Source organism: Erwinia sp. INIA01, from assembly GCF_025947915.1.
In the GTDB taxonomy this organism is placed as follows: Bacteria; Pseudomonadota; Gammaproteobacteria; order Enterobacterales; family Enterobacteriaceae; genus Erwinia; species Erwinia coffeiphila.
Genome location: NZ_JAPDNC010000005.1, coordinates 184,548 through 204,857, shown reverse-complemented (window position 1 = coordinate 204,857; position 20,310 = coordinate 184,548). Strand labels below are relative to the sequence as shown.

Here is a 20,310-nt window from a genome sequence, read left to right as displayed (position 1 = left end):
TCAGGTGTCCGCATGACAAATCCCGATTTTGAACGTTACTACCAGCAGATCCGCGGCAGGCAAAAGCGCGATACGCTGCTGTGGTCACTCCTGCTGCTGGGGCTGTACCTTGGCTCGGCGCATCTGGCTGAATTCAATCTGCACACCGTCTGGGTGTCGCTGCCGCACTTCTTTGACTACCTGCGCGAAACCATTCCGGCGCTGCGTTTTGATGCCCTGTTTAAAGATGTGAAGACCGACGGCTCGCTGGCCTGGTGGGGCTATCGCCTGCATATTCAGCTGCCGTTGATTTGGGAAACGCTACAGCTGGCGCTGGCGGCTACGGTGCTGTCGGTGATGGTGGCCGGGGTGCTGGCCTTCCTCGCCGCGGGTAATACCCAGACGCCGCGCGGCGTCAGTTTTGCTATCCGTACCGGGGTGGCGTTTTTACGCACCATGCCGGAACTGGCGTGGGCGGTGATGTTCGTGATGGCCTTTGGTATCGGGGTGATCCCCGGGTTCCTTGCGCTGGCGCTGCACACCATCGGCAGCCTGACCAAGCTGTTCTATGAAGCCATCGAAAGCGCGTCCGACAAGCCGGTGCGCGGCCTGGCCGCGGCGGGAGCCTCGTCGTTCCAACGCATGCGCTTCGCCCTGTGGCCGCAGGTGAAACCGGTATTCCTGTCCTACGGCTTTATGCGCCTGGAAATCAACTTCCGCCAGTCGACCATCCTCGGGCTGGTGGGGGCGGGCGGTATCGGCCAGGAGCTGATGACCAATATTAAACTGGATCGCTACGATCAGGTCAGCATGACGCTGCTGCTGATTATTGTGGTGGTCTCGCTGCTGGATACCTTCTCCGGCAAGGTACGCAAGCGCGTGGTAGAGGGGAAAGCCGCATGATCGTCTCCATCAATAGCGAACGGCAGAACAGCATTCGGCAGCAGCACAGCGCGCTGTTTGCCGTCCAGCGCCGTTACCTGACCAAAACCGGTCTGATCGCCGGGGCCATTCTGCTCTACTATATTTTCTTCTTTGCCAACTTTGGCATCAGCTTGCAGCAGCTGACCATCGGTCTGGGGCAGCTGGGTCACTACTTCCTGCGGATGTTTGTCTGGCACGACGTCGCCAACTGGCCGTTTGCCTACTACTTCGGCCAGATCGGTATCACCATCGGCATCGTCTTCGCCGGGACGCTGACCGCCACGCTGATTGCGCTGCCGCTGTCGTTCTTCGCCGCCCGCAATGTGATGAACACGCCGGGGCTGCGCCCGGTTTCGCTGATCGTCCGCAGGCTGCTGGATCTGCTGCGCGGAATTGATATGGCGATCTGGGGGTTGATCTTCGTACGCGCCGTCGGCATGGGGCCGCTGGCCGGGGTACTGGCGATTATCATGCAGGACGTCGGGCTGCTCGGGAAACTCTATGCCGAAGGGCATGAGGCGGTAGAGCGCTCGCCGGGTCGCGGGCTGAATGCGCTGGGCGCCACGGCGGTGCAGAAGCAGCGCTTCGGGATCTTCACCCAGTCCTTCCCGGCCTTCCTGGCGCTCAGTCTGTATCAGATTGAGTCCAACACTCGCTCGGCGGCGGTGCTGGGCTTTGTCGGGGCCGGTGGCGTCGGGCTGGTTTATGCCGAGCACATGCGCCTGTGGAACTGGGATGTGGTGATGTTTATCACCCTGATTATGGTGGTGATCGTGATGACCATGGATTACCTCTCGGCGAAGCTGCGCAAACGCTATATTCAGGGCCAGCCTGTGCCGCTGTTTGAGGCGAAGAAATAGCGGAACAGTGTGGTTAAGCGCGAAGATAAGCAGGACCGCGACTGACGAGTATAACTACCGCCAGCTGTGATTGATTCTGATGCAGACTTTCGGAATGGAAACGAAAGTCTGCATCATTCACGGGATCAGTTCAGCTGGTCAGCAATCAGCCACCACTTACGGTTAAGCTCATAATACCGATCGCCGGGCTTCGGCGTTTTTTCCCATGGCTTATCGATAATGTAGTGAATGTTTTTTACCCGCCGATCGTTCCATATGTCGGGATGCTGATGCGGCAGCGTCTTCAGCGCGTTGTACACCCACGGCAGCGGTTGCCAGCGATCGCGGTAAAACTGATTCAGGAAATCCTGTTCGGCGAAAAGATAGGTGGACAGGTCATCCAGCGCCGCCAGCTGTGCCATCATCGCGTCAAAAACGGCCTTATCCGGCGTCAGCAGCAGAAAGCCGCCGTTGAGATAGTTATCCACCTTGTCAGGCTGCTCAACGTGCTCCTCTCCCTTGCACCAGCTGTAAAAGCAGTTTTCCGGCGTCCAGTCGCTGGGATAGCTGGCGATGCGATTGGGGTTGCAGCGGCAGGCGTGACAGGCTGCAATGTGATCCGCTGACAGCGGCAGGGCAAAAACCTCGTCCATATTCTGCGTCACCAGCATATCCGCATCCAGAAAGACCAGCCGCTCGAATTCAGTGAACGTCCACGCCGCCAGTTTGGTCCACACTTCGGCAAAACGCGCATTGGCATAACGATTTTCCAGCGTGGGGTCCGGGCTGACCGGGTCCACCTCTCTCACCAGGCAGCCATCCTGCTCCAGCGTTGCCCGCACCCCCGCGCCGATATTCCCGGTGACCATCACCATCAGGGGATAGCGACTGCCGCTCACCTGCAGCGATTTTGCCAGCGCGCGCACGCCAATCAGGTAGCCCGGCTGGGTCAGTAACGTAGTCCATGCCATCATGGCGATATCTCCTTAGCCCAGCAGGCGCTGACTGAACGCGTTGCTGAATGTATGTTGCGGGTCCAGCGCCTCGCGCACTTCACGAAACGCCGCCATTTGCGGATACAGCGTTGACCAGTCGTACAGATCCGCATCAAAGTATTTTCCCCAGTGCGGGCGGCCGCCTTCTTCCGCCAGCAGCTTTTCAACCTCATGCAGAAAGGCCACGCCCTCTGCGGAGAGGGAACCATCCTCGGCGTAATAGACCACAAAGCCGAAGAAGCAGCTCTCCCGCTGCCAGGCCGGGCTGAGCCAGCTTTCCGACGCGCCGGTACAGCGCAGGATCACCGGGTAGTGCAGATGCGGCTGATTCTCCGCGTGCCAGCGTTTAATACGCGCGATAACCGCGCCCGCGCGGGCCAACGGAATGGCGATCTCGACATTGATCTGTGGGGTGGCAATGCCGCGACAAAATACCTGATAGACATCGCCGGTAACGTCCGAAAAATCTTTAAAACGGGTGACGGTACGAAACGGCTTGCCGTTCTCATCGCGGATCTGCGTGTCGTTACGCATATGCTCCAGCGTCTGATCGATGGTCTGATTCATCGCATCGCTGGTTTCCTGCTGGATAAGCGGATCGCCGTGATTAGCGTGATACTGTGCGCGCTCTTCGTCGGTGGCTTCCCGTGCTGCCCATACGTGCACCTGATTCTCATCGGGGAACCACCAGGCTTTGCTCAGCGCATAATTACGGTTCCACTCCAGCAGATCGTCTGCCAGCGAATCGCCGCTGACGGCGTTTTTAAAGCAGGTATAGACCGCAGAAGGGCGGGTGCGCAGCGTCACGGCGGTCACCACGCCAAGGCATCCCAGGCCGAGCTGCACCGCGTGGAACCACGGATGCTGGCGATCAAATTCTTCAACGCTGCCGTCGGCCAGCACCATGCGGATGCGCAGCGCCTCATCACCGATGGAACTCTGATACAGCCCCTGGCCGTGGGTGCCGGTCGCCAGGGCGCCTGCCAGCGTTTGCGAGTCAATAACGCCGGGCGATGCGGGCAGCATGCGTCCCATTGCCGTCAGCAGTTCATACACTTCATGAAGCGGCGTGCCGCCGGCGAAGGTGGCGCTATTGGCATCGTGGGATATCAGGCCGCGCAGCCTGCTGGTATCAATTAGCCGGTCATCGGCGTTTCCCAGCGCCAGCATCCGGCCCGGCGACATTCGGCTGCCCATCACCCTCAGCTTGCCAGACGCAGCGACGACCAGTTCGCACAGGTGACGCTCACTTTCCGGCTGGAGTATCTGCTTTTTATCCGCCAGTGGCGCATTTTGCGCCCAGTTCCACAGGCGAGGTTCCTGTGGCGGCAGCCTGGTAGTGCGCAGAGGAAAATCAGAGGTTTTACGCGTCATCGACAACTCCTGTAAAGCTGGATCGGGAGAGTGGACTATTAAGCGTAGACAAAAAACCCGTTATCTGGTGATAACGGGCGGAGAAATTTGTACAGGCGTAATTTTATTGTACAGATTAACTTCCCGAAGGTTGCAGATAACGCAGAGTGGCATCCACCACCAGTTTACGGTTACGCTTAATGCTCTGGCTTTCCGTCTCTTCGCTGCCGAACAGGCTGTTAAAGGTGTAGCGGTTGGAGACATTATGGAAGCAGATACTGCTGATTAATCGGTGAACATCCACCGTTGAGACGCTGCTGGCGAATTCTCCGCTCTCTTTACCCCGATTCAACACCTCATCCAGCACGTTCAGCGCACTCTGGTTCAGCGTGCGGATCGATTCTGACTGGCTGATATAGCGGCCACGCATCAGGTTTTCACTGCATATCAGCCGCATAAAATCAGGATGGTTGATGTGATAATCAAAGCTGGCTTCGGCCAGGCAGGCAATCGCCTGCGAGGGTGACATCTCGGCGAGGTTCAGGCCGGTTTCATGCTCGCGGATCTGCTGATAGACCTGATGCAGCACCGCAATATAAAGCTGCTCTTTATTATTGAAATGGTAAACCACCATGCGTTTGGTGGTTCCCGCATTATCGGCAATCTGTTCCATGCGCGCGCCCTGCAGGCCAAATTCGGCAAAGGTGGTCAGCGCGCTGGCAATAATGCGTTTTTTTAACCCTTCCGGATCGTTCTTACGTTTGGCGGGGGCAGACATAACCTGTAAATATCCATTATCTTTCCGTGGAAACCGTCACCAGAGTAACGTCTGGCGCGGCGATTTACAAAGAGAGAAAGATTTGGATTTCGCTGCCGCCACTGACTTTCTGCCATCTGCCGGGCACAGAATGCGGCTGGCAGTAGAATGCAGGCGCATTACGATTCAGATTGTCCGCTTGAGAACATCTCTTTCAGATAAATAAGCCGCGCCTGATGCCAATCTTTTATGGTTACATACATAACTAGGAAATTATTTTTATGCAGCTTTGAAGAAAGGAAGCCCTGATGCGTACTCGCCCATCATCCAGGTTGATCGTTCTATCGCAGGAAAACCACGTCTTACTGTTCAATTTTTCCCATAAAAATGATGCCTTAAGCGGCCAGTCATACTGGGCAACGCCGGGTGGGGGAGTTGAAAACAGTGAGTCCTATGAGCAGGCTGCCTTACGCGAATTGTTGGAAGAAACCGGGCTGGAAAGGCATGCAGTTGGAGACTCCGTCGCATCCCGAACCTTCCCAATGATGCTACCTGATGGTGAAACCGTACTGGCAGAAGAGCGTTTCTTTTTAATTTATACGGATAAGGCGGAGATCGATTGCTCAAGGTGGAGCAGAAATGAACGGGAAGTCATCAGCAGGCACCGCTGGTGGACGCGAGAAGAACTTATGCAAACTCATGAAACCGTCTTCCCTCGCGATATTATCCTGGAAATACTGGGGGGCGGTTGACGGGGGTTTTGGTGTGTTATGCGTTGTAATTTTCTGGGTGCGGGATTTTAGTACAGAGTGGTTTTTACATCTGCCGCAAATATAGAGCGTCAATACCTTTGTGCAGACAGGATCACCTCTATGCCAGGGCTCTTTTTGTTGGTATGTTTTTGCCTAGGGAAAGCCGCTGCGGAGAAACCGATGGACCTGTCTGTTCTGGAAGAATTACTGATTCGCCTTAAATCACTGCCTGCTGCTGAAAAAAGTGAGACCAATATCTTTTCGGTTGGTGCCCGCGGACACTATGAAAACCCTGTCAGCGATTTACTCGCTTTCTTTATTGATCCAGATGCTCCCCATGGACTGAATACACTTGTTCTTGGGGCCTTTCTGGAATGCCTGTCATCCGATGTTGATGCATCACTTCTCTCTCCACCAGCCCGAGAGGTTATGACCCAAAAAGGAACTCGAATCGATTTGCTACTTTAGTCGAAAGAATGGGCCATGGTGTTGGAGAATAAAATCTGGCACCAGCAGAACAATCCTTTCAATGATTACAGTGGGTATCTGCAGCAAAAACATCCAGATAAGAAACCGTTCCTGGTGGTTCTGTCGCCGGAGGGACTGGCTCCTGCCGGTTGGACAGGAATAAGCTACAGTATGTTTATTTCTGTTCTGTCGCACAGGCTCGGCATGGCATGCATTTCTTCCCCGCTCAATAAATGGCAGGTATTGCTGCGCGAATTCATTCTGCATCTGGAGACACTGATGGGTAAAAATACGATTGCAGCAGAAACAGAAACCTTCGTTCTCGAAAATTTGCGTAATATTCAGGAAGCGGTGTTACTAAAAAATGCTGTGGTGAAATCACTTCAGGAGGAAGGCCTACGGTTTCTGACAGAGCACTTTTCTGATCGTGGTTATGAGGTCGCAACGGCACTTAATCACTGGGAAGGTTACCCGGCGCTGCGCTTCGGGTTGTCGCACTGGGTGAGTGAATCTGATGTGGTACTTTTTCTAGACAAAACACCTGGAAGACAGTTTGAAGTACGAACGTACATCTGTAGTCTGACGACTCCTGCATTGCAGCATCAAGCAAGACAGATGTTGATACCAGCACTTCATGACGACTGCTGGTCTGAGAGCAGCGGAAGTGTGTTTACCGTCGTTTCTCGGCTGCCACAGAAGCATGAGGCAAAACATCTGATGTTCCAGAGTGTGGCGAAAGCGTTAGAGCAGTTGAACGAATTTGAACTGCGCCATGAGAGATAGCGGCCATCTTTACTTATTGTGTTGTATTGACTCTGACTATCTAAAAGGTTTGTACATATCAAATGTTCGTTATGCTCGAGGAGCAGAATAAGAATTTTAAGATGTAATTCTCTAAAAAATATAGCATTATCAGACCAGAAAAAGGCATAAGATGATTTTAGATTCATATACATTTACTGCAAATTAGGTATGTTGCTATATCTTCTTGGCCAATGCGAAAATACATCATGCGTTGACCGATGAGAGGCAATAACATTCATAAATCGCATCACATTACCAGTACTTTATGAGTAAGGATTGCTATGAGTAAAGCCTACCAAGAAATTATTACAGAACTGATTGATCGCATTTGTTATAAAAATAGAACATCAGAAAATGCTAAGATCATATTGAAAGCACACTTCACTCAGACATCTTCGCGAAGAAATTTGACCTTAGACTCACTGGGTAAACTGCCTGAACTCAGTCGGGAGGTCACCAGAGAAAGAGCGCGCCAGATTATTTCGAAATTCGTAAACCAACACTTGCCGACAGAACTAAGTCGGCTCAATCGAGGCTTGGCAGCAGGGGATACTATTACCCTAGCACAGAAAACGGATCTTATTCAGTTAAAGGAATTAATTGAAGTATTGATCGAAAAAATTACGAATACTAAAAAGCCAATATTTTCAAATAAAGTCCAAAGCATTCTTATTAGAGCTGGGGTAATTGATAACAACATTCATTTACCTATAGTTGTTCAATTAGCGAAATCATTCGGAATAAATACGGATTTCAAGTTCCATGAGTATAATGGACATCAAATTATACTAGGAAGCAACCATAATGCCAAATGTGCTACTAGCGATTTAGTCACGTATGCTGGCAAGATATCAACATATTTCGGTGGGTTATTTTCAATAGAAAAACTTGTTGATTCCGCATGGAATCCAGTATCCCCACGATTTATTGAAGAAATTCCCGATGAAATTAGGTATGAATATATCTCTGACTTAATTTCAACTGAAAATGACTTTTTATCCATTTCTGAAGGAAGTTTTTATGCTTTCGCGTCTCGTGACGAAAGAATTAGTAGAATACTCAAACCAATTTTTGTTCACTATAAAAGTCCACTTAAAGTTGAAAGAGTTATATCTGCTTTAAAAAGGGCCCTTACGCACAACTTCCGCCGCAAAGCAGATGCACGTCAAAATGCCTGCTTAGAGCTTCTGGAAAGCTCCGATGATGCGCTGGACGATTACTGTTTGGCAACTGGTTTGCTCCAGGAGTCAACACCTGGTTATAGAATTCCAGGGGAGCACCTTTATTCAGAACACCAATCGATCGAGTTCAGTGATACTATTAATTATCAAGTGATTGCCTTAAATGCTATAAAATCAAATGGCGGCCCATTAGACTCAATGAGTATGGGAAAGGAATTAAAAGGAAAGGTCCCGGAGGCTTTCAAACCTTTTATTTTTAGTTATCCAACCTTGTATTACAAAGAAGGTGGCGGTAGACGAAATGATTACTATAAACCACTTGATGATATATATATTCCTATAGAGAAAATAGTTCGACCTATCGATACTAGAATGGAACGCATTGATAGTATAAAAAGAAAAATAACAAATATTATCAGTGAATTGGATTCACTAGATGTACTGGGTACCGTTTTAACAAAGACTCGTGCAGAACAAGCACTCCTTCGAGAATACCTTCTACTTCAACAATCTGTGCTCTGTGGCAATGAAAATGATGTAGGAATCTGTGAGATTTGTGGAAGTTCATGGCCTCATGCCATTCTGATTGCTGCTCATGTGAAGCCGAGGTCTAAATGTACACATGAAGAGCGAGCAGATTTTGATAATATAGCAATGTTGCAGTGTGCAATATGTGATTCACTTTTCGAAAATGGTTTCATTGCCATCTCCTCAGATGGAAAAGTAGTAATCAACCGAGATAAAGTAATGACCGAAAACCTTGCACAAATGTATTCTACAATCGAAAGTAGAACTATCCCTTACGCTAATGGAAATACCAATCGTATGCAATATTTACACTACCATTGGATGAACATATTTAAAGGTGAAAGGTGAAAGGTGAAAGGTGAAAGGTGAAAGGTGATCGTTTGATATTACTTCGTAGAACTTTGTCAAGAAAAAAATGGAAGAGTCGGGAATAAGACTTGATTGTATTGAGTATTTCTGGAGATACATTAGTTTAGCGTAATAGCAGTGTTCTTTTGATGAAATCGGGCTGTCCGCTTCTGGCACGGAGCGGACAAGTTAATTGGACTGATGTTCCGCTCCGAGCCAGGAGCGGAACCTACATGCCACGATCATGGGTTATAAGACATCGTAGCAGTAGGTTATTAAAAACAACTCCTACTAGACCTGTGAGAGCTCATGTGAGATTAAGACTCTATGTCTAATCAAAAAATTATTTTACATGCTCAAACTCAAGCGAGTATTTCGTCGCAGACTTTATTGACTGGAACCATTTCACATGATCCCACTCAGTTCCCGATAATAAATTCCGTAATGTCTGCCTGTCTCTTTCTGTCATTCGTAGCCCGAAGGCAATTGAGTTTATTGCATCCGGTTCGAACTTATGTGCAACGGGCTTAACGAAAACTAATCGCCGTTCCCTCTCATATTTCCAGCTTGTATATTTTGTTCCAAGAATTGATATTAGAATGTCGCCAGTGATAGATTTTAAGTTATTCATTCCATGGATGCGCTCAAAATAATTGAAGCGTTCAATTATTTCTTGAAAAGGGTACTCATCTTGATAAGTCACATCGATAGGGTATATATTAGAGCCCTGAGGTCTAATTTTGTGCTCTTTAAATCCTATACATACGCCTTTATGCTCATCAGCATAATGTGACCACATTAACTGATTCTTACGGGCTTTGCTAAATGAACAAATACCAACTGAACTTAGTTGATGATGCAGATACTCCTCATAAGCCTTGCGCTCAGCAGTTGGGATTGGATAGCGGGCCCACACAGCATCTAAAACTTCATGTATTGAAGACTCTGCTTCAAATGGATCATTCAACGTGGCCGGAGAAGCAAACCAAAGCTCTCGATTTAATAGTAGTTCTAAGCAGCTTTTATCAAATTTGCGATATTTGAAAAGTATTCGACTTCTTGGGAGTTGTGCCATTTGACTATAATTTCTTAAATGCTGGATGCTATAAATTTAAGGCAATTTGAGGCGTAAGTATAGAATTTTCAACGTCCGCTCCTGGCACTTATCCGCCATAAAACCACCCGGCAGCTAAAAAAATCAGTCTCACAATAAAGCTCTATTTTCTGTTTTACATCAACAATCGCGGCGGTATTCACCGCCGCGCGCCATCAAAGATCACACCGCAGTAAACCACGGATGCATGCGTTCAACGACCTGCTGGTAGTGTTCTTTAATCAGCTTTTCCTGCCGCTCGGCGTCGGGGAGCGGACCGCCGCGTAGCACGGCTTCGGCGGTAGAGCCGAAAATAATAATGCCACGGGTGGCGATATCGGCGGCGGCAATATAGCCCGCCATCACGTTCTCTTCCAGACCGCTCAGGGCCGACTTTTCACGGCATTCGGCAGCCAGCTTCGTCAGCTGTTTAAACAGGCTAACCGTGTCGCCCAGCACCGGAATTTTTCTGGCGGAGTCGTTGAGAATACGTTGCAGATCGTCGAAAACGTCAGCGCCATTGCCTTCGCTGAACAACGCTTCAAGCGCCTGCTGCCACTGATGATAGGTGTGATTAAACAGCGCATTCTGCACCAGAATCGGGCTGGCGTGCTTCCAGGGAAACTTGTCGATCAGGCGCGAAACCTGCTTCTGTAACGCGGAGAACTGCGATTTGTCGATCAACTTTTTCGGGGTGATCGCATTCAGCTCATCGAGAAACTTCGCAATCTCTTTTTCCGCCTTGGGCGTCCGCAGCGGCAGGCTTTTGCGCTGCTGTAACAGCTTGAGCTGGCTGAGATCGTAAAAGGCCGCACTCACGCGCTCGCCCGCCAGCAGGGCGCGGTTAACCAGCTGGATAACCTCCGCAGACTGCACCTGTGAACGCTGTTCCAGCAGGGAAGAGTGGAGCCGATCGTAAGCCGGAGACAGGCTGAGAACTGTATTCATCAGAATCCTCGCAGAGACGAAACCGCAGCCTTCAGGCCGGATAGTGCCACAGAGTATGGCAGATTATTCTCTGCTCAACAGCCGGAACCTGCTTTTGCCAGACGCCAGGCGCTGGGCGAGCAGTTGAAGCACTGATGAAACACTTTGGCAAACTGCATCTGGCTGCTGTATCCCACTGAATAAGCGATGATTTTTATTGGCAGGCTGCGATCCTCAAGCAGAGAGGTGGCAACATTCATCCGCAGCTGTAACAGATACTGCTTAGGGCCGTAGCCAAACTGCTGCTGAAAAAGGCGGCTGAGGTAGCTGCGGTCGATATTACAAAAGGCGGCCACTTCGCTCATCGTCACGCTGCGGTGATAGTGGCGCTCAAGGTAGTTAACCGCCGCGTCCAGGTGACGATTGCCGCCGCTTGCAGCATCAAAGCGGCGGCCAGCGGCGGCATTGGCAATCAGCGCATCCAGCAGCAGGCAGGTCAGGCCGGTAATGCGCAGCGAATACTGCGGATCTTCGGCAATCAGCTGTTGCAGCAGCTGCGACTCCATGGCTGGTAAAAGTGGATCTTTTGGCCGCCAGACTGGCATATCTCTTCTTAGCCCGCATTTTTCCAAACTTCTGGCGGCGATCAGACCATCCAGTTCGATCCACATATATTCCCACGGCGTCTGTTTATCGGCCGTGTAGGTGGTGATCTCGTGCGGATGAATCAGAAACGCTTCGCCTTTTACCACCGGCCAGCGCTGTTTTTCGGTATACAGCGTGCCGCTGCCGGTTATCACATAATGTAAAAGATAATGCTGCCGAACAGCCGGGCCATAACTGTGACGGCTGGCACAAACTTCGTGGCCGTACTGATAGATATTCAGGCCAAACTGGGTGATGTCATCGGGGTTGATATCTTTTTGCATGATTATTTTCCGTTCTAATTCATGTTATTACAGAATGTTTTTCAATCGGGCTGCGTGATGCCCTTAAAATAGTGTGATGTCACAACATAAAAATCCTTCATCATCGGCGCAATTAGCGAGCCGGATCACACTTCACTGCGGCGGTCATTTTTCACCATATCAATGTCAAAAAATGACATAGGCAGCGACCGCCTGCTTGCCTAGAGTTGAGTCGACTTCTCCTCATGACGTAACAAGGAATCGACAATGAAAATTACCTTTTTAGGTGCGGGCAGTACGGTATTCGCGAAAAATGTGCTGGGGGATATTCTGGCCACCCCGGCGCTGCAGCAGGTGGAAATAGCGCTTTATGATATCGATGCACAGCGCCTGGACGACTCCTGGAGAATGCTAAATAACCTCAATGCCAATCTTTGTCAGGGAAAGGCGCGGATAGAGAAATATTCCGGCGTGGAGCAGCGGCTGAATGCGCTTCGTGGGGCGAACTATGTCATCAATGCCATCCAGGTGGGCGGCTACGATCCCTGCACCATTACCGATTTTGAGGTTGCTAAAAAATTCGGCCTGCGGCAGACCATCGCCGATACGCTGGGCATTGGCGGTATTTTCCGCGCGCTGCGCACCATCCCGGTGATGATGGACTTCGCCCGCGATATGGAAGCGGTGTGCCCGGATGCGTGGCTGCTGAACTACACCAACCCGATGGCCTCGCTGACCGGCGCGATGCTCCAGCACACCGGCATCAAAACCGTCGGCCTGTGCCACAGCGTGCAGGTCTGCGCCGAAACGCTGCTGAAATCCGTGGATATGTCTACCGAGGGGGTGAAATGGCAAATCGCCGGGATCAACCACATGGCCTGGCTATTGAACATTACCCGCGACGGGGAAGACCTTTACCCGGAAATTAAACGCCGCTCCCTCGCGCTGCAGCAGACGACGCACGATGATATGGTGCGCCACGAAATTATGCGGGTGTTCGGTTACTACGTTACCGAATCCTCCGAGCACAACGCCGAGTATATGCCTTACTGGATCAAGCGTAACTACCCGGAGCTGATTGAGCGCTTTAACATTCCGCTGGACGAGTATCCGCGCCGCTGTATTGAGCAGATTGACCGCTGGCAGCAGCAGCGCGACCGCCTGACGCAGAACGACAATCTCAGCCACACCCGCAGCCACGAATATGCCTCGTGGATGATTGAGGCGATGGAAACCGACGTGCCGTATAAAATCGGTGGCAACGTGCTGAATCACGGCCTGATCACCAATCTGCCGAAAGAAGCCTGCGTGGAAGTGCCGTGCCTGGTGGACGGGCAGGGGATCACCCCGTGCTACGTTGGCGACCTGCCGCCGCAGCTGGCCGCGCTGAACCGTACCAATATCAATACCCAGCTGCTGACCATCGAGGCGGCTATCACCGGCAAGAAAGAGCACGTCTATCACGCCGCGCTGCTCGATCCGCATACTTCAGCCGAACTGTCGATTGATGACACCGTCAGGCTGTGCGACGAGCTGATCGCCGCGCACGGCGAATGGCTGCCCTCCCTGCATTAATCCCGATAAACGGGCGAGCCACGACGGTTCGCCCACATGGCCGGGCAGGGTGCCACGGCCGGAGAACACCAACTCTGGGGTATCACGATGAGCGTTTCGCTGAAAACAAAGGTCAGCTACGGGCTGGGTGCCTTTGGCAAAGATTTCGCTATTGGCATTATCTATATGTACCTGATGTACTACTACACCGATGTGGTTGGCGTTTCGGTCAGCATGGTGGCCTCACTGTTCCTGGTGGCGCGTATTCTGGATGCGTTTTTCGACCCGGTGATGGGCTGGATCGTCGAGCGCACCCGCAGCCGCTGGGGGAAATTTAAGCCGTGGATACTGATCGGCACGCTGACCAACTCGGTAGTGCTGGTGTCGGTGTTCTGCGCGCACTATTTTGAAGGCGCGGCGCTGATTGCCTGGATCTGGGCCACCTATCTGCTGTGGGGCTTTACCTATACGCTGATGGACGTGCCGTTCTGGTCGCTGGTGCCGTGTATCACTATCGACAAACGCGAGCGCGAAGCGCTGATCCCGTGGCCGCGCTTTTTTGCCAGCCTGGCGGGGTATACCACCGGGGTGATCGGTCTGCCTTTAGTGGCGTATCTGGGCGGTGGCGATAAGGGGCAGGGCTTTATGCTGTTCTCGCTGATTCTGGTGGTGTTCTTTATCCTCTCGGCGATCATTACCCTGTGCAACATCGAAGAAAAATACTCCTCTTCCGCCACGCCGAATGCCGCCGAGCACACCACGATTAAAGCCGTGCTGAGCATGATTTTCCGCAACCGCCCGCTGTTTGCCCTGCTGCTGATGGCGCTGGCGTGGAACCTGGCGCATAACGTGATTACCGCGTTTGCTATCTACTACTTTACCTACGTCGTGGGCCGCGCCGAGCTGTTCCCGTGGTACATGATGTATGCCGGAATAGCCAACCTGATTGCCATCCTGCTGTTCCCGAAACTTGTCGCTCGCTTCTCGCGCCGCGCTATCTGGATCAGCGCCTCGGTGCTGCCGGTGCTTAGCTGCCTGCTGCTGCTGGCGGTGGGGATGTTTGCCCCGGGCAGCGCCACGCTGATTTCGCTGTCCGGTATTCTGGTCAACGTTGGCGGGGCCTTCTTCTGGGTGATGCTGGTGATTATGGTCGCAGACACCGTCGACTACGGCGACTATGCCCTCGGCGTGCGTATCGAAAGCATCGCCTTCTCGGTGCAGACCATGGTAGTGAAAGCCGGTGCGGCGTTTGCCGGACTGCTGATTGGCGTGATGCTCGGCGTGGTGGGCTACGTGCCCGGTGCGCAGCAGTCGGCCAGCACGCTGCTCGGTATGCAGGGGATTATGATCGGCCTGCCGCTGATGTTCTTTATGCTGACCCTGTGGATTTACCTGCGCCACTACAAGCTGGATGGCGAGCTGCTGCACCGTATGCAGCGCGCGCTTCAGCAAAAGTATGATGGTCACGCCAGCGTCACCGCGCCACAGGCTGGCACCCTGGCAGGTGATTACCCGACGGGCACCGCGCCATCTACAGTAAAGAGCGATAATTACTCCCCGGCCAGCGCGGCCGAGGTGCCACGCAGCTGAATCCGCATGGCGAAATGTAACCGCTGATTTCCAATTGTAATGTTATAAGGTAACAGATATCATCCCCGGCGCAGGCGTTTGTCTGCGCTGTTCCATTTTCTCTGGATTAAGGATTGATATTCTGATGCGCAAAACTGTTTTATCGCCGCTGCTGGCGCTGATGCTGACCGCCGTTTCGGTGGATGCCTTCGCGGATGCTCCGCGCGTGGCGAAGCTGGTGGCCCCGTTTGAGATTAAAGGCACCGACCCCACGCTGTCGGGCGACATCTTCCTGAAAATGTCGATTGTTGAAACGCTGATTAATGCCGATGCCGCCGGGAAACCGCTGCCGGGCCTGGCCAGCAGCTGGAAGGTCAGTGATGATGGCCTGACGTGGCGCTTCATCCTGCGTTCCGGCGTGACCTTTCACGACGGCAGCCCGCTGACCGCCGACAGTGTGGTTAATGCGCTGGAAGTGGCGCGCAGCCAGCCGGGCCTGCTGGATAAGGCTCCGATTACCGCCATCCGCGCCGAAAAGGGGGAGGTGGTGATTGCGCTCAGCCAGCCGTTTACTCCGCTGCTGGGGCTACTGACCGAGAACCGCGCGCAGATCCTCGCGCCTGCCTCCTATAATGCCGAACATAAAGTGGTGCAGGTGATCGGCAGCGGGCCTTACCGCCTGACCTCATTACAGGCACCGCAGAAGCTGACCGTCAGCCGCTATGACGGCTACTGGGGCGATAAACCGGCCATTGAACAGGCCAGCTATATGTCGGCGGGCCGTGCGGAAACCCGCGCGCTGATGGCCGAAAGCGGCGATGCCGATATGGTGTTTAACCTCGATCCCGCCAGCCGCGCCAGGCTAAAGAAAAATCCACAGCTTACCCTGCTGGCGGTGTCGATTCCGCGCACCGTGCTGGTGAAAGTTAACGCCGGGCATCCGCTGCTGAACGATGTCCGCGTGCGTCAGGCGCTGAGCCTGGCGATCGATCGCGAAGGAATTGCCCGCGCTATTCTGCGCTATCCGGCCGCGGCCGGTCAGCTGTTCCCGCCGTCGGTGGCGCAGTGGCATAACGCCAGCCTGGCACCGCTGACCACCGATACTGCCCGCGCGCGCGAACTGCTGGCGCAGCTGGGCTGGCAGCCGGGCGCTGACGGCATCCTGCAGCGCGACGGCAGGCCGTTCTCGCTGACGCTGACCACCTATCCCGATCGCCCCGAGTTACCGCTGATTGCCGCCGCGATCCAGCAGCAGCTGCGCGAAATCGGCGTGCAGTTAACCATTAACTCGACCAACTCCGGCGAAATCGCCTTAAAACATCACGATGGCTCGATGGAGCTGGGGCTGGTGGCGCGTAACTTTGCTTTGACCCCGGACCCGCTCGGCACGCTGCTACAGGACTACCCGCCGCAGGGCGGAGACTGGGGCGCGATGAACTGGTCTGACACTACTTTCAATCGCACGATGGCCCAGCTTGTGCGCGGCAGCAATCCGCAAGAGAGCGACGCAGAGCGTCAGCAGCTGACGCGCATTCTGCAAACCGAGCTGCCGACCATCCCGGTAGCGTGGTACCAGCAAACGGCGGCGGTGTCATCGCGCCTGAGCGGTGCCGCTCTCGATCCGTTTGAACGCACCTTCGGGCTGGAAAAAATGAGGTGGCGTGAATGATCCGTCTGCTCGGTTTCCGTCTGCTGCAGGCCGGGCTGGTGGCGCTGCTGGTGGGCGGTCTGACCTTCGTGCTGATGCGCATGCTGCCCGGTGATGTCGCCTATCGCATAGCCGCCGGGCGCTACGGCTACGATCGCGTCGATGCCGCTGCCGCGCAGGCCGTACAGCAGGAGCTGGGGCTGGATCGCCCGGCCTGGCAGGCGCTGGCAGACTGGTTTATGCAGCTGCTGCGCTTTAATCCAGGCAATTCGCTGGTCTCCGGCGAGCCGGTGATGGGCGAAATTGCCCATCAGCTGGGGCAGACAATGCATCTGGCGGCGGTGGCCCTGCTGCTGTCGCTGCTGATGGGGCCGCCGCTGGGCATTATTGCCGGGCTGTCCCCCGGCGGTAAGCTGGATCGCCTGCTGCTGGCGATCTCCACCACGCTACGTGCGCTGCCGCACTTCGTGCTGGGGCTGATCCTGGTCTTGATCTTCGCGCTGGGGCTTGGCCTGCTGCCCGCCGCCGGATATGGCGATGCTGAGCACGTGCTGCTGCCTGCGCTGACGCTGGCGCTGGGGCTGGCTGCGGTTTCCAGCCGGGTGGCGCGTAACGCTATGCGTCAGGTGACGGAATCACAGTGGTACAGCTTTGGCCGGACCAAAGGCCTGAAGCCGGGAACGCTGTTCTGGCGGCACGGCCTGCGCAACGTCAGCGTACCGGTGGTCACTTATCTGAGCGTGCAGTTTATCTATCTGGTTGAAGGGGTAATCGTGGTGGAAACCCTGTTCGCCTGGCCCGGAATTGGTCATGCGCTGGTACATGCCATTTTCCACCGCGACGTGCCGATGATTCAGGGGACCGCGCTGATTATGGGGCTGATGTTTGTGCTGCTTAATGCGTTGAGCGACGGCCTGTGCTACCTGCTGGACCCACGGAGAAAAACCGCATGATGACGCTGTTACGAAAGGCCTCACGCGCCCAGCTGGCTGGGGCGGCGATTCTCCTGCTCCTGCTGATCTTTGCTTTTGTGCTGCCGTTAATCTGGCCGCAGGACCCGGTGCGTCAGCAGCTGATGCTGGCGTTACAGTGGCCGGAATGGCAGTCGCCGTTTGGCTACGATCACCTTGGCCGCTCGCTGTTTGCCCGCCTGACGTCGGCCATTCGGCTGTCGCTGGGCCTGGCGCTGGTCAGCGTACTGAGTGCGATGATCCCCGGCATCCTGCTGGGCGTGTTGGCGGCGTGGCGGGGCGGAATTGTCGACCGCGGCATCGGCCTGCTGTCGGATACGTTTCTTGCACTGCCGGGGCTGCTGCTGGTGCTGCTGCTTACCGCGCTGGTGCCGGATTCGGCGCTGATGCTGTATGTCGGCATCTCGCTGTTGCTGTGGGTGGAGTATTTTCGTCTGAGCCGTGCGATTGCCCGGCCGATACTAAACTCACCGGCGGTGCAGGCTTCACGCCTGCTGGGCTTCGGTCCGTGGACGATTTTCCGCCGCCATCTGTGGCCGGAAATGGCACCCATGGTGCTGACCGTCGGTGCCTTCGGTGCCGCCAGCGCGATTATGGCGATTGCCGCGCTGGGCTTTGTCAGTGTCGGCGTGCGCCCGCCCACTCCGGAGCTGGGGCTGATGATGACCGAAATGCTGCCGTACTATGACGAAGCGCCGTACGCACTGCTGCAGCCGGTGGCGGTGGTATTTTTACTGGTATTAAGCCTGCTGCTGCTGGCAGGGAAGGAGAAAGCATGAGCCTGCTGGAGATTGAAAATGCCGCAGTCAGCGGTGACGGCGTGGTGGTTGAACCGCTGTCATTTGTGCTGAACCCCGGTGAACCCTTTACCCTGTTGGGCGAAACCGGCTCGGGGAAAAGTCTGCTGGCTCAGGCGGTGATCGGCACCCTGCCAGCCGGACTGGCTGCCAGCGGCACGCTGCGAATTGACGGTGAAACTTACGATCTGGCTGGCCGTCCGGCAATGGCGCTGTGGGGGCACCGGCTGGGGATATTGCCGCAGGAGCCGTGGCTGGCGCTTGATCCGACCATGCGGGCTGAACAGCAGGTGGCGGAAGGTTATCGCTACGTGCGCGGTATGGAAAAAAGCCCGGCGCTGCGGGCGGCCAGGGACGATCTGGACGCACTGGGTGTCGGGCACGCTGCGGCTCGCCTGCCGCAGGCGCTGTCCGGCGGCATGGCCCAGCGCGTGGCCTTCGCCGCCGCGCGGGCGGGCGGGGCGCAGATTATCGTCGCCGATGAGCCGACCAAGGGGCTGGACGTGGCGCGCCGCGATGAGGTTATCGCGCTGCTGATGCAGGAGGTGCGCGCGGGCGGCGGGCTGTTCACTATCACCCACGACATTGAACTGGCGCGGCAGATCGGCGGCGAAGTGGCGGTGATGCTGCACGGTAAGATTATTGAACGCGGCAGGGCAGAGCAGGTGCTGGATCATCCTCAGCATCCGTATACTCGCCAGCTGCTGGCCGCCGATCCGAGCCGCTGGCCGCTGCGCGAACACAGGCTGCACGGCGGTCAGGTGGTGCTGGAGGCAAATAACCTGAGCAAAACGCGCGGCGGCAGGCAGCTTTTTTCCGGTCAGTCGCTGAGGGTGCATGCCGGAGAGGTGATTGGTATCACCGGGCCGAGCGGCTGCGGTAAAAGCAGCTTTGGCGATATCCTGCTTGGGCTGCTGGCCGCCGACGGCGGTGAGGTTCAGCGCGATCGTCAGCTGGCGGCGGTGAAGTATCAGAAAATCTTCCAGGACCCGCCATCGGCCTTTGCGCCCCGGGTGACGCTGCGCCAGGCGCTGGCGGATGTGGTACGCCACCATAAGCTGGATGCCGGGCGTATTGCACCGCTGATGGCGCGGTTAAAGCTGCAGCCTGTGCTGCTGGATCGTTTGCCCGGTGAGATTTCCGGCGGTGAACTTCAGCGCTTTGCGCTGCTGCGCGTGCTGCTGCTCGATCCGGTGTTTCTTTTTGCCGACGAACCGACCTCGCGCCTTGATGTGTTGACCCAGCAGCAGACGGTGGAGCTGATGGTAGCGGTGGCGGCGGAGCAGAACTGCGCTCTGCTGGTGGTGAGTCACGATGAGGCGTTAATCGATCGGATTAGCCATCGGCGGATTCGTTTTGGCGGTGAGGAAGTGGTTCAGGATATGGGGCGGTCGGCGGTGGCAGTTCCTGCTTTCAACCCGTTAAATTAAGACGCTGTACATTCCGCGTCTGGCTTATCGGGGCTGGCCAGAACGCGGACCCGCTGTCACATCCATGTCCGCTCGGCCTCGCACATCCTTGTGCTCGGACGGTCCGCTTATCCGTCCAGCCCCGATTGCCTGAGTGTTTTGGTGTTGCTGCCGGAGGAAGAACATTCCAGGACTTAACGGACTGGTTCGGTGCTGCATGTACATTGTCTGGCGTATCGGGGCTGGCCGGAACGCGGACCCGCTGTCACGTCCATGTCCGCTCGACCTCGCACATCCATGTGCTCGGACGGTCCGCTTATCCGTCCAGCCCCGATTGCCTGCATGCTTCGGCGTTGCTGCCTGAACAACCGAGTCTTCTTCGGCAGCAACGCGATGGTCTGAAAGGGGAGAACGTTACGGGACAGGTTAGCCGGGTGTCTGCCGCACGGATGCGGCAGTCAAGCCTCCAGGGAGGGATTCACGGCGACCCGGCGATCTGCCCGTAA

Annotated in this window: 18 protein-coding genes; 12 read left to right on the top strand and 6 right to left on the bottom strand. The window is 54.7% G+C overall.

Annotated elements, in window-relative coordinates; all coding sequences use genetic code 11:
• Nucleotides 1-12 precede the first annotated feature (12 nt).
• Nucleotides 13-882 carry a phosphonate ABC transporter, permease protein PhnE gene (gene phnE, locus OMR58_RS11050; RefSeq protein WP_105594886.1) on the top strand — a complete coding sequence of 290 codons (870 nt, stop codon included), beginning with the start codon at nucleotides 13-15 and terminating at the stop codon, nucleotides 880-882.
• Nucleotides 879-1,763: a phosphonate ABC transporter, permease protein PhnE gene (phnE, locus tag OMR58_RS11045; protein WP_264545923.1), complete on the top strand. Its 885-nt coding sequence runs from the start codon at nucleotides 879-881 to the stop codon at nucleotides 1,761-1,763. The genes phnE (OMR58_RS11050) and phnE (OMR58_RS11045) overlap by 4 nt, the downstream gene beginning before the upstream one ends.
• Before the next feature lie 125 nt (nucleotides 1,764-1,888).
• Here the strand turns inward: phnE (OMR58_RS11045) and OMR58_RS11040 are convergent, their stop codons facing one another.
• The 3 genes from OMR58_RS11040 to OMR58_RS11030 form a co-directional block, all read right to left on the bottom strand.
• On the bottom strand, nucleotides 1,889-2,716 hold the full coding sequence (locus OMR58_RS11040) for a glycosyltransferase family 8 protein (RefSeq protein ID WP_200560810.1): 828 nt from the start codon (nucleotides 2,714-2,716) through the stop codon (nucleotides 1,889-1,891).
• A 12-nt stretch (nucleotides 2,717-2,728) separates the two neighbouring features.
• Nucleotides 2,729-4,111 carry a D-arabinono-1,4-lactone oxidase gene (locus OMR58_RS11035; protein WP_200560811.1) on the bottom strand — a complete coding sequence of 461 codons (1,383 nt, stop codon included), beginning with the start codon at nucleotides 4,109-4,111 and terminating at the stop codon, nucleotides 2,729-2,731.
• A 115-nt stretch (nucleotides 4,112-4,226) separates the two neighbouring features.
• Entirely contained in the window at nucleotides 4,227-4,868 is a 642-nt protein-coding gene (locus OMR58_RS11030; protein WP_200547836.1) for a TetR/AcrR family transcriptional regulator, read from the bottom strand.
• Between the two features lie 287 nt (nucleotides 4,869-5,155).
• Here OMR58_RS11030 and OMR58_RS11025 point away from each other — a divergent pair, with 287 nt between their 5' ends.
• From OMR58_RS11025 to OMR58_RS11010, 4 genes are all read left to right on the top strand, one after another.
• Entirely contained in the window at nucleotides 5,156-5,599 is a 444-nt protein-coding gene (locus tag OMR58_RS11025) for an NUDIX hydrolase (protein WP_200560813.1), read from the top strand.
• Between the two features lie 180 nt (nucleotides 5,600-5,779).
• Nucleotides 5,780-6,067, top strand: coding sequence for a PD-(D/E)XK nuclease family protein (locus tag OMR58_RS11020; protein ID WP_264545922.1), 288 nt, complete (start codon nucleotides 5,780-5,782; stop codon nucleotides 6,065-6,067).
• A 15-nt stretch (nucleotides 6,068-6,082) separates the two neighbouring features.
• Entirely contained in the window at nucleotides 6,083-6,850 is a 768-nt protein-coding gene (locus OMR58_RS11015) for a hypothetical protein (RefSeq protein ID WP_264545921.1), read from the top strand.
• Between the two features lie 302 nt (nucleotides 6,851-7,152).
• Nucleotides 7,153-8,928 (top strand): HNH endonuclease signature motif containing protein, encoded by a 1,776-nt coding sequence (locus tag OMR58_RS11010; RefSeq protein ID WP_264545920.1) that lies wholly within the window; start codon nucleotides 7,153-7,155, stop codon nucleotides 8,926-8,928.
• Between the two features lie 343 nt (nucleotides 8,929-9,271).
• Here OMR58_RS11010 and OMR58_RS11005 read toward each other — a convergent pair whose 3' ends face one another.
• The 3 genes from OMR58_RS11005 to OMR58_RS10995 form a co-directional block, all read right to left on the bottom strand.
• Nucleotides 9,272-10,003: a DUF2971 domain-containing protein gene (locus OMR58_RS11005; protein WP_264545919.1), complete on the bottom strand. Its 732-nt coding sequence runs from the start codon at nucleotides 10,001-10,003 to the stop codon at nucleotides 9,272-9,274.
• 201 nt (nucleotides 10,004-10,204) lie between these two features.
• Nucleotides 10,205-10,969, bottom strand: a complete 765-nt coding sequence (locus OMR58_RS11000; protein WP_200560816.1) for a hypothetical protein — start codon at nucleotides 10,967-10,969, stop codon at nucleotides 10,205-10,207.
• Between the two features lie 74 nt (nucleotides 10,970-11,043).
• Nucleotides 11,044-11,877, bottom strand: coding sequence for an AraC family transcriptional regulator (locus tag OMR58_RS10995; RefSeq protein WP_200560817.1), 834 nt, complete (start codon nucleotides 11,875-11,877; stop codon nucleotides 11,044-11,046).
• A 246-nt stretch (nucleotides 11,878-12,123) separates the two neighbouring features.
• Between OMR58_RS10995 and OMR58_RS10990 the strand changes: the two genes are divergently transcribed.
• The 6 genes from OMR58_RS10990 to OMR58_RS10965 all read left to right on the top strand — a co-directional run bounded on the left by OMR58_RS10990 (nucleotide 12,124) and on the right by OMR58_RS10965 (nucleotide 19,825).
• The gene (locus OMR58_RS10990) at nucleotides 12,124-13,431 is read left to right on the top strand and encodes an alpha-glucosidase/alpha-galactosidase (protein WP_200560818.1); all 1,308 of its coding nucleotides are present in this window, start codon (nucleotides 12,124-12,126) and stop codon (nucleotides 13,429-13,431) included.
• 87 nt (nucleotides 13,432-13,518) lie between these two features.
• On the top strand, nucleotides 13,519-15,000 hold the full coding sequence (gene melB / locus OMR58_RS10985; protein ID WP_264545918.1) for a melibiose:sodium transporter MelB: 1,482 nt from the start codon (nucleotides 13,519-13,521) through the stop codon (nucleotides 14,998-15,000).
• A gap of 124 nt (nucleotides 15,001-15,124) precedes the next feature.
• Complete coding sequence (locus tag OMR58_RS10980; RefSeq protein WP_264545917.1) at nucleotides 15,125-16,648, top strand: ABC transporter substrate-binding protein; 1,524 nt, start codon at nucleotides 15,125-15,127, stop codon at nucleotides 16,646-16,648.
• Nucleotides 16,645-17,580 (top strand): ABC transporter permease, encoded by a 936-nt coding sequence (locus OMR58_RS10975; RefSeq protein WP_200560821.1) that lies wholly within the window; start codon nucleotides 16,645-16,647, stop codon nucleotides 17,578-17,580. Before OMR58_RS10980 ends, OMR58_RS10975 begins: the two co-directional genes overlap by 4 nt.
• Entirely contained in the window at nucleotides 17,577-18,377 is an 801-nt protein-coding gene (locus OMR58_RS10970; protein ID WP_105594900.1) for an ABC transporter permease, read from the top strand. The genes OMR58_RS10975 and OMR58_RS10970 overlap by 4 nt, the downstream gene beginning before the upstream one ends.
• Nucleotides 18,374-19,825, top strand: a complete 1,452-nt coding sequence (locus OMR58_RS10965; RefSeq protein WP_264545916.1) for an ABC transporter ATP-binding protein — start codon at nucleotides 18,374-18,376, stop codon at nucleotides 19,823-19,825. The genes OMR58_RS10970 and OMR58_RS10965 overlap by 4 nt, the downstream gene beginning before the upstream one ends.
• The last annotated feature ends 485 nt before the right edge of the window (nucleotides 19,826-20,310 follow it).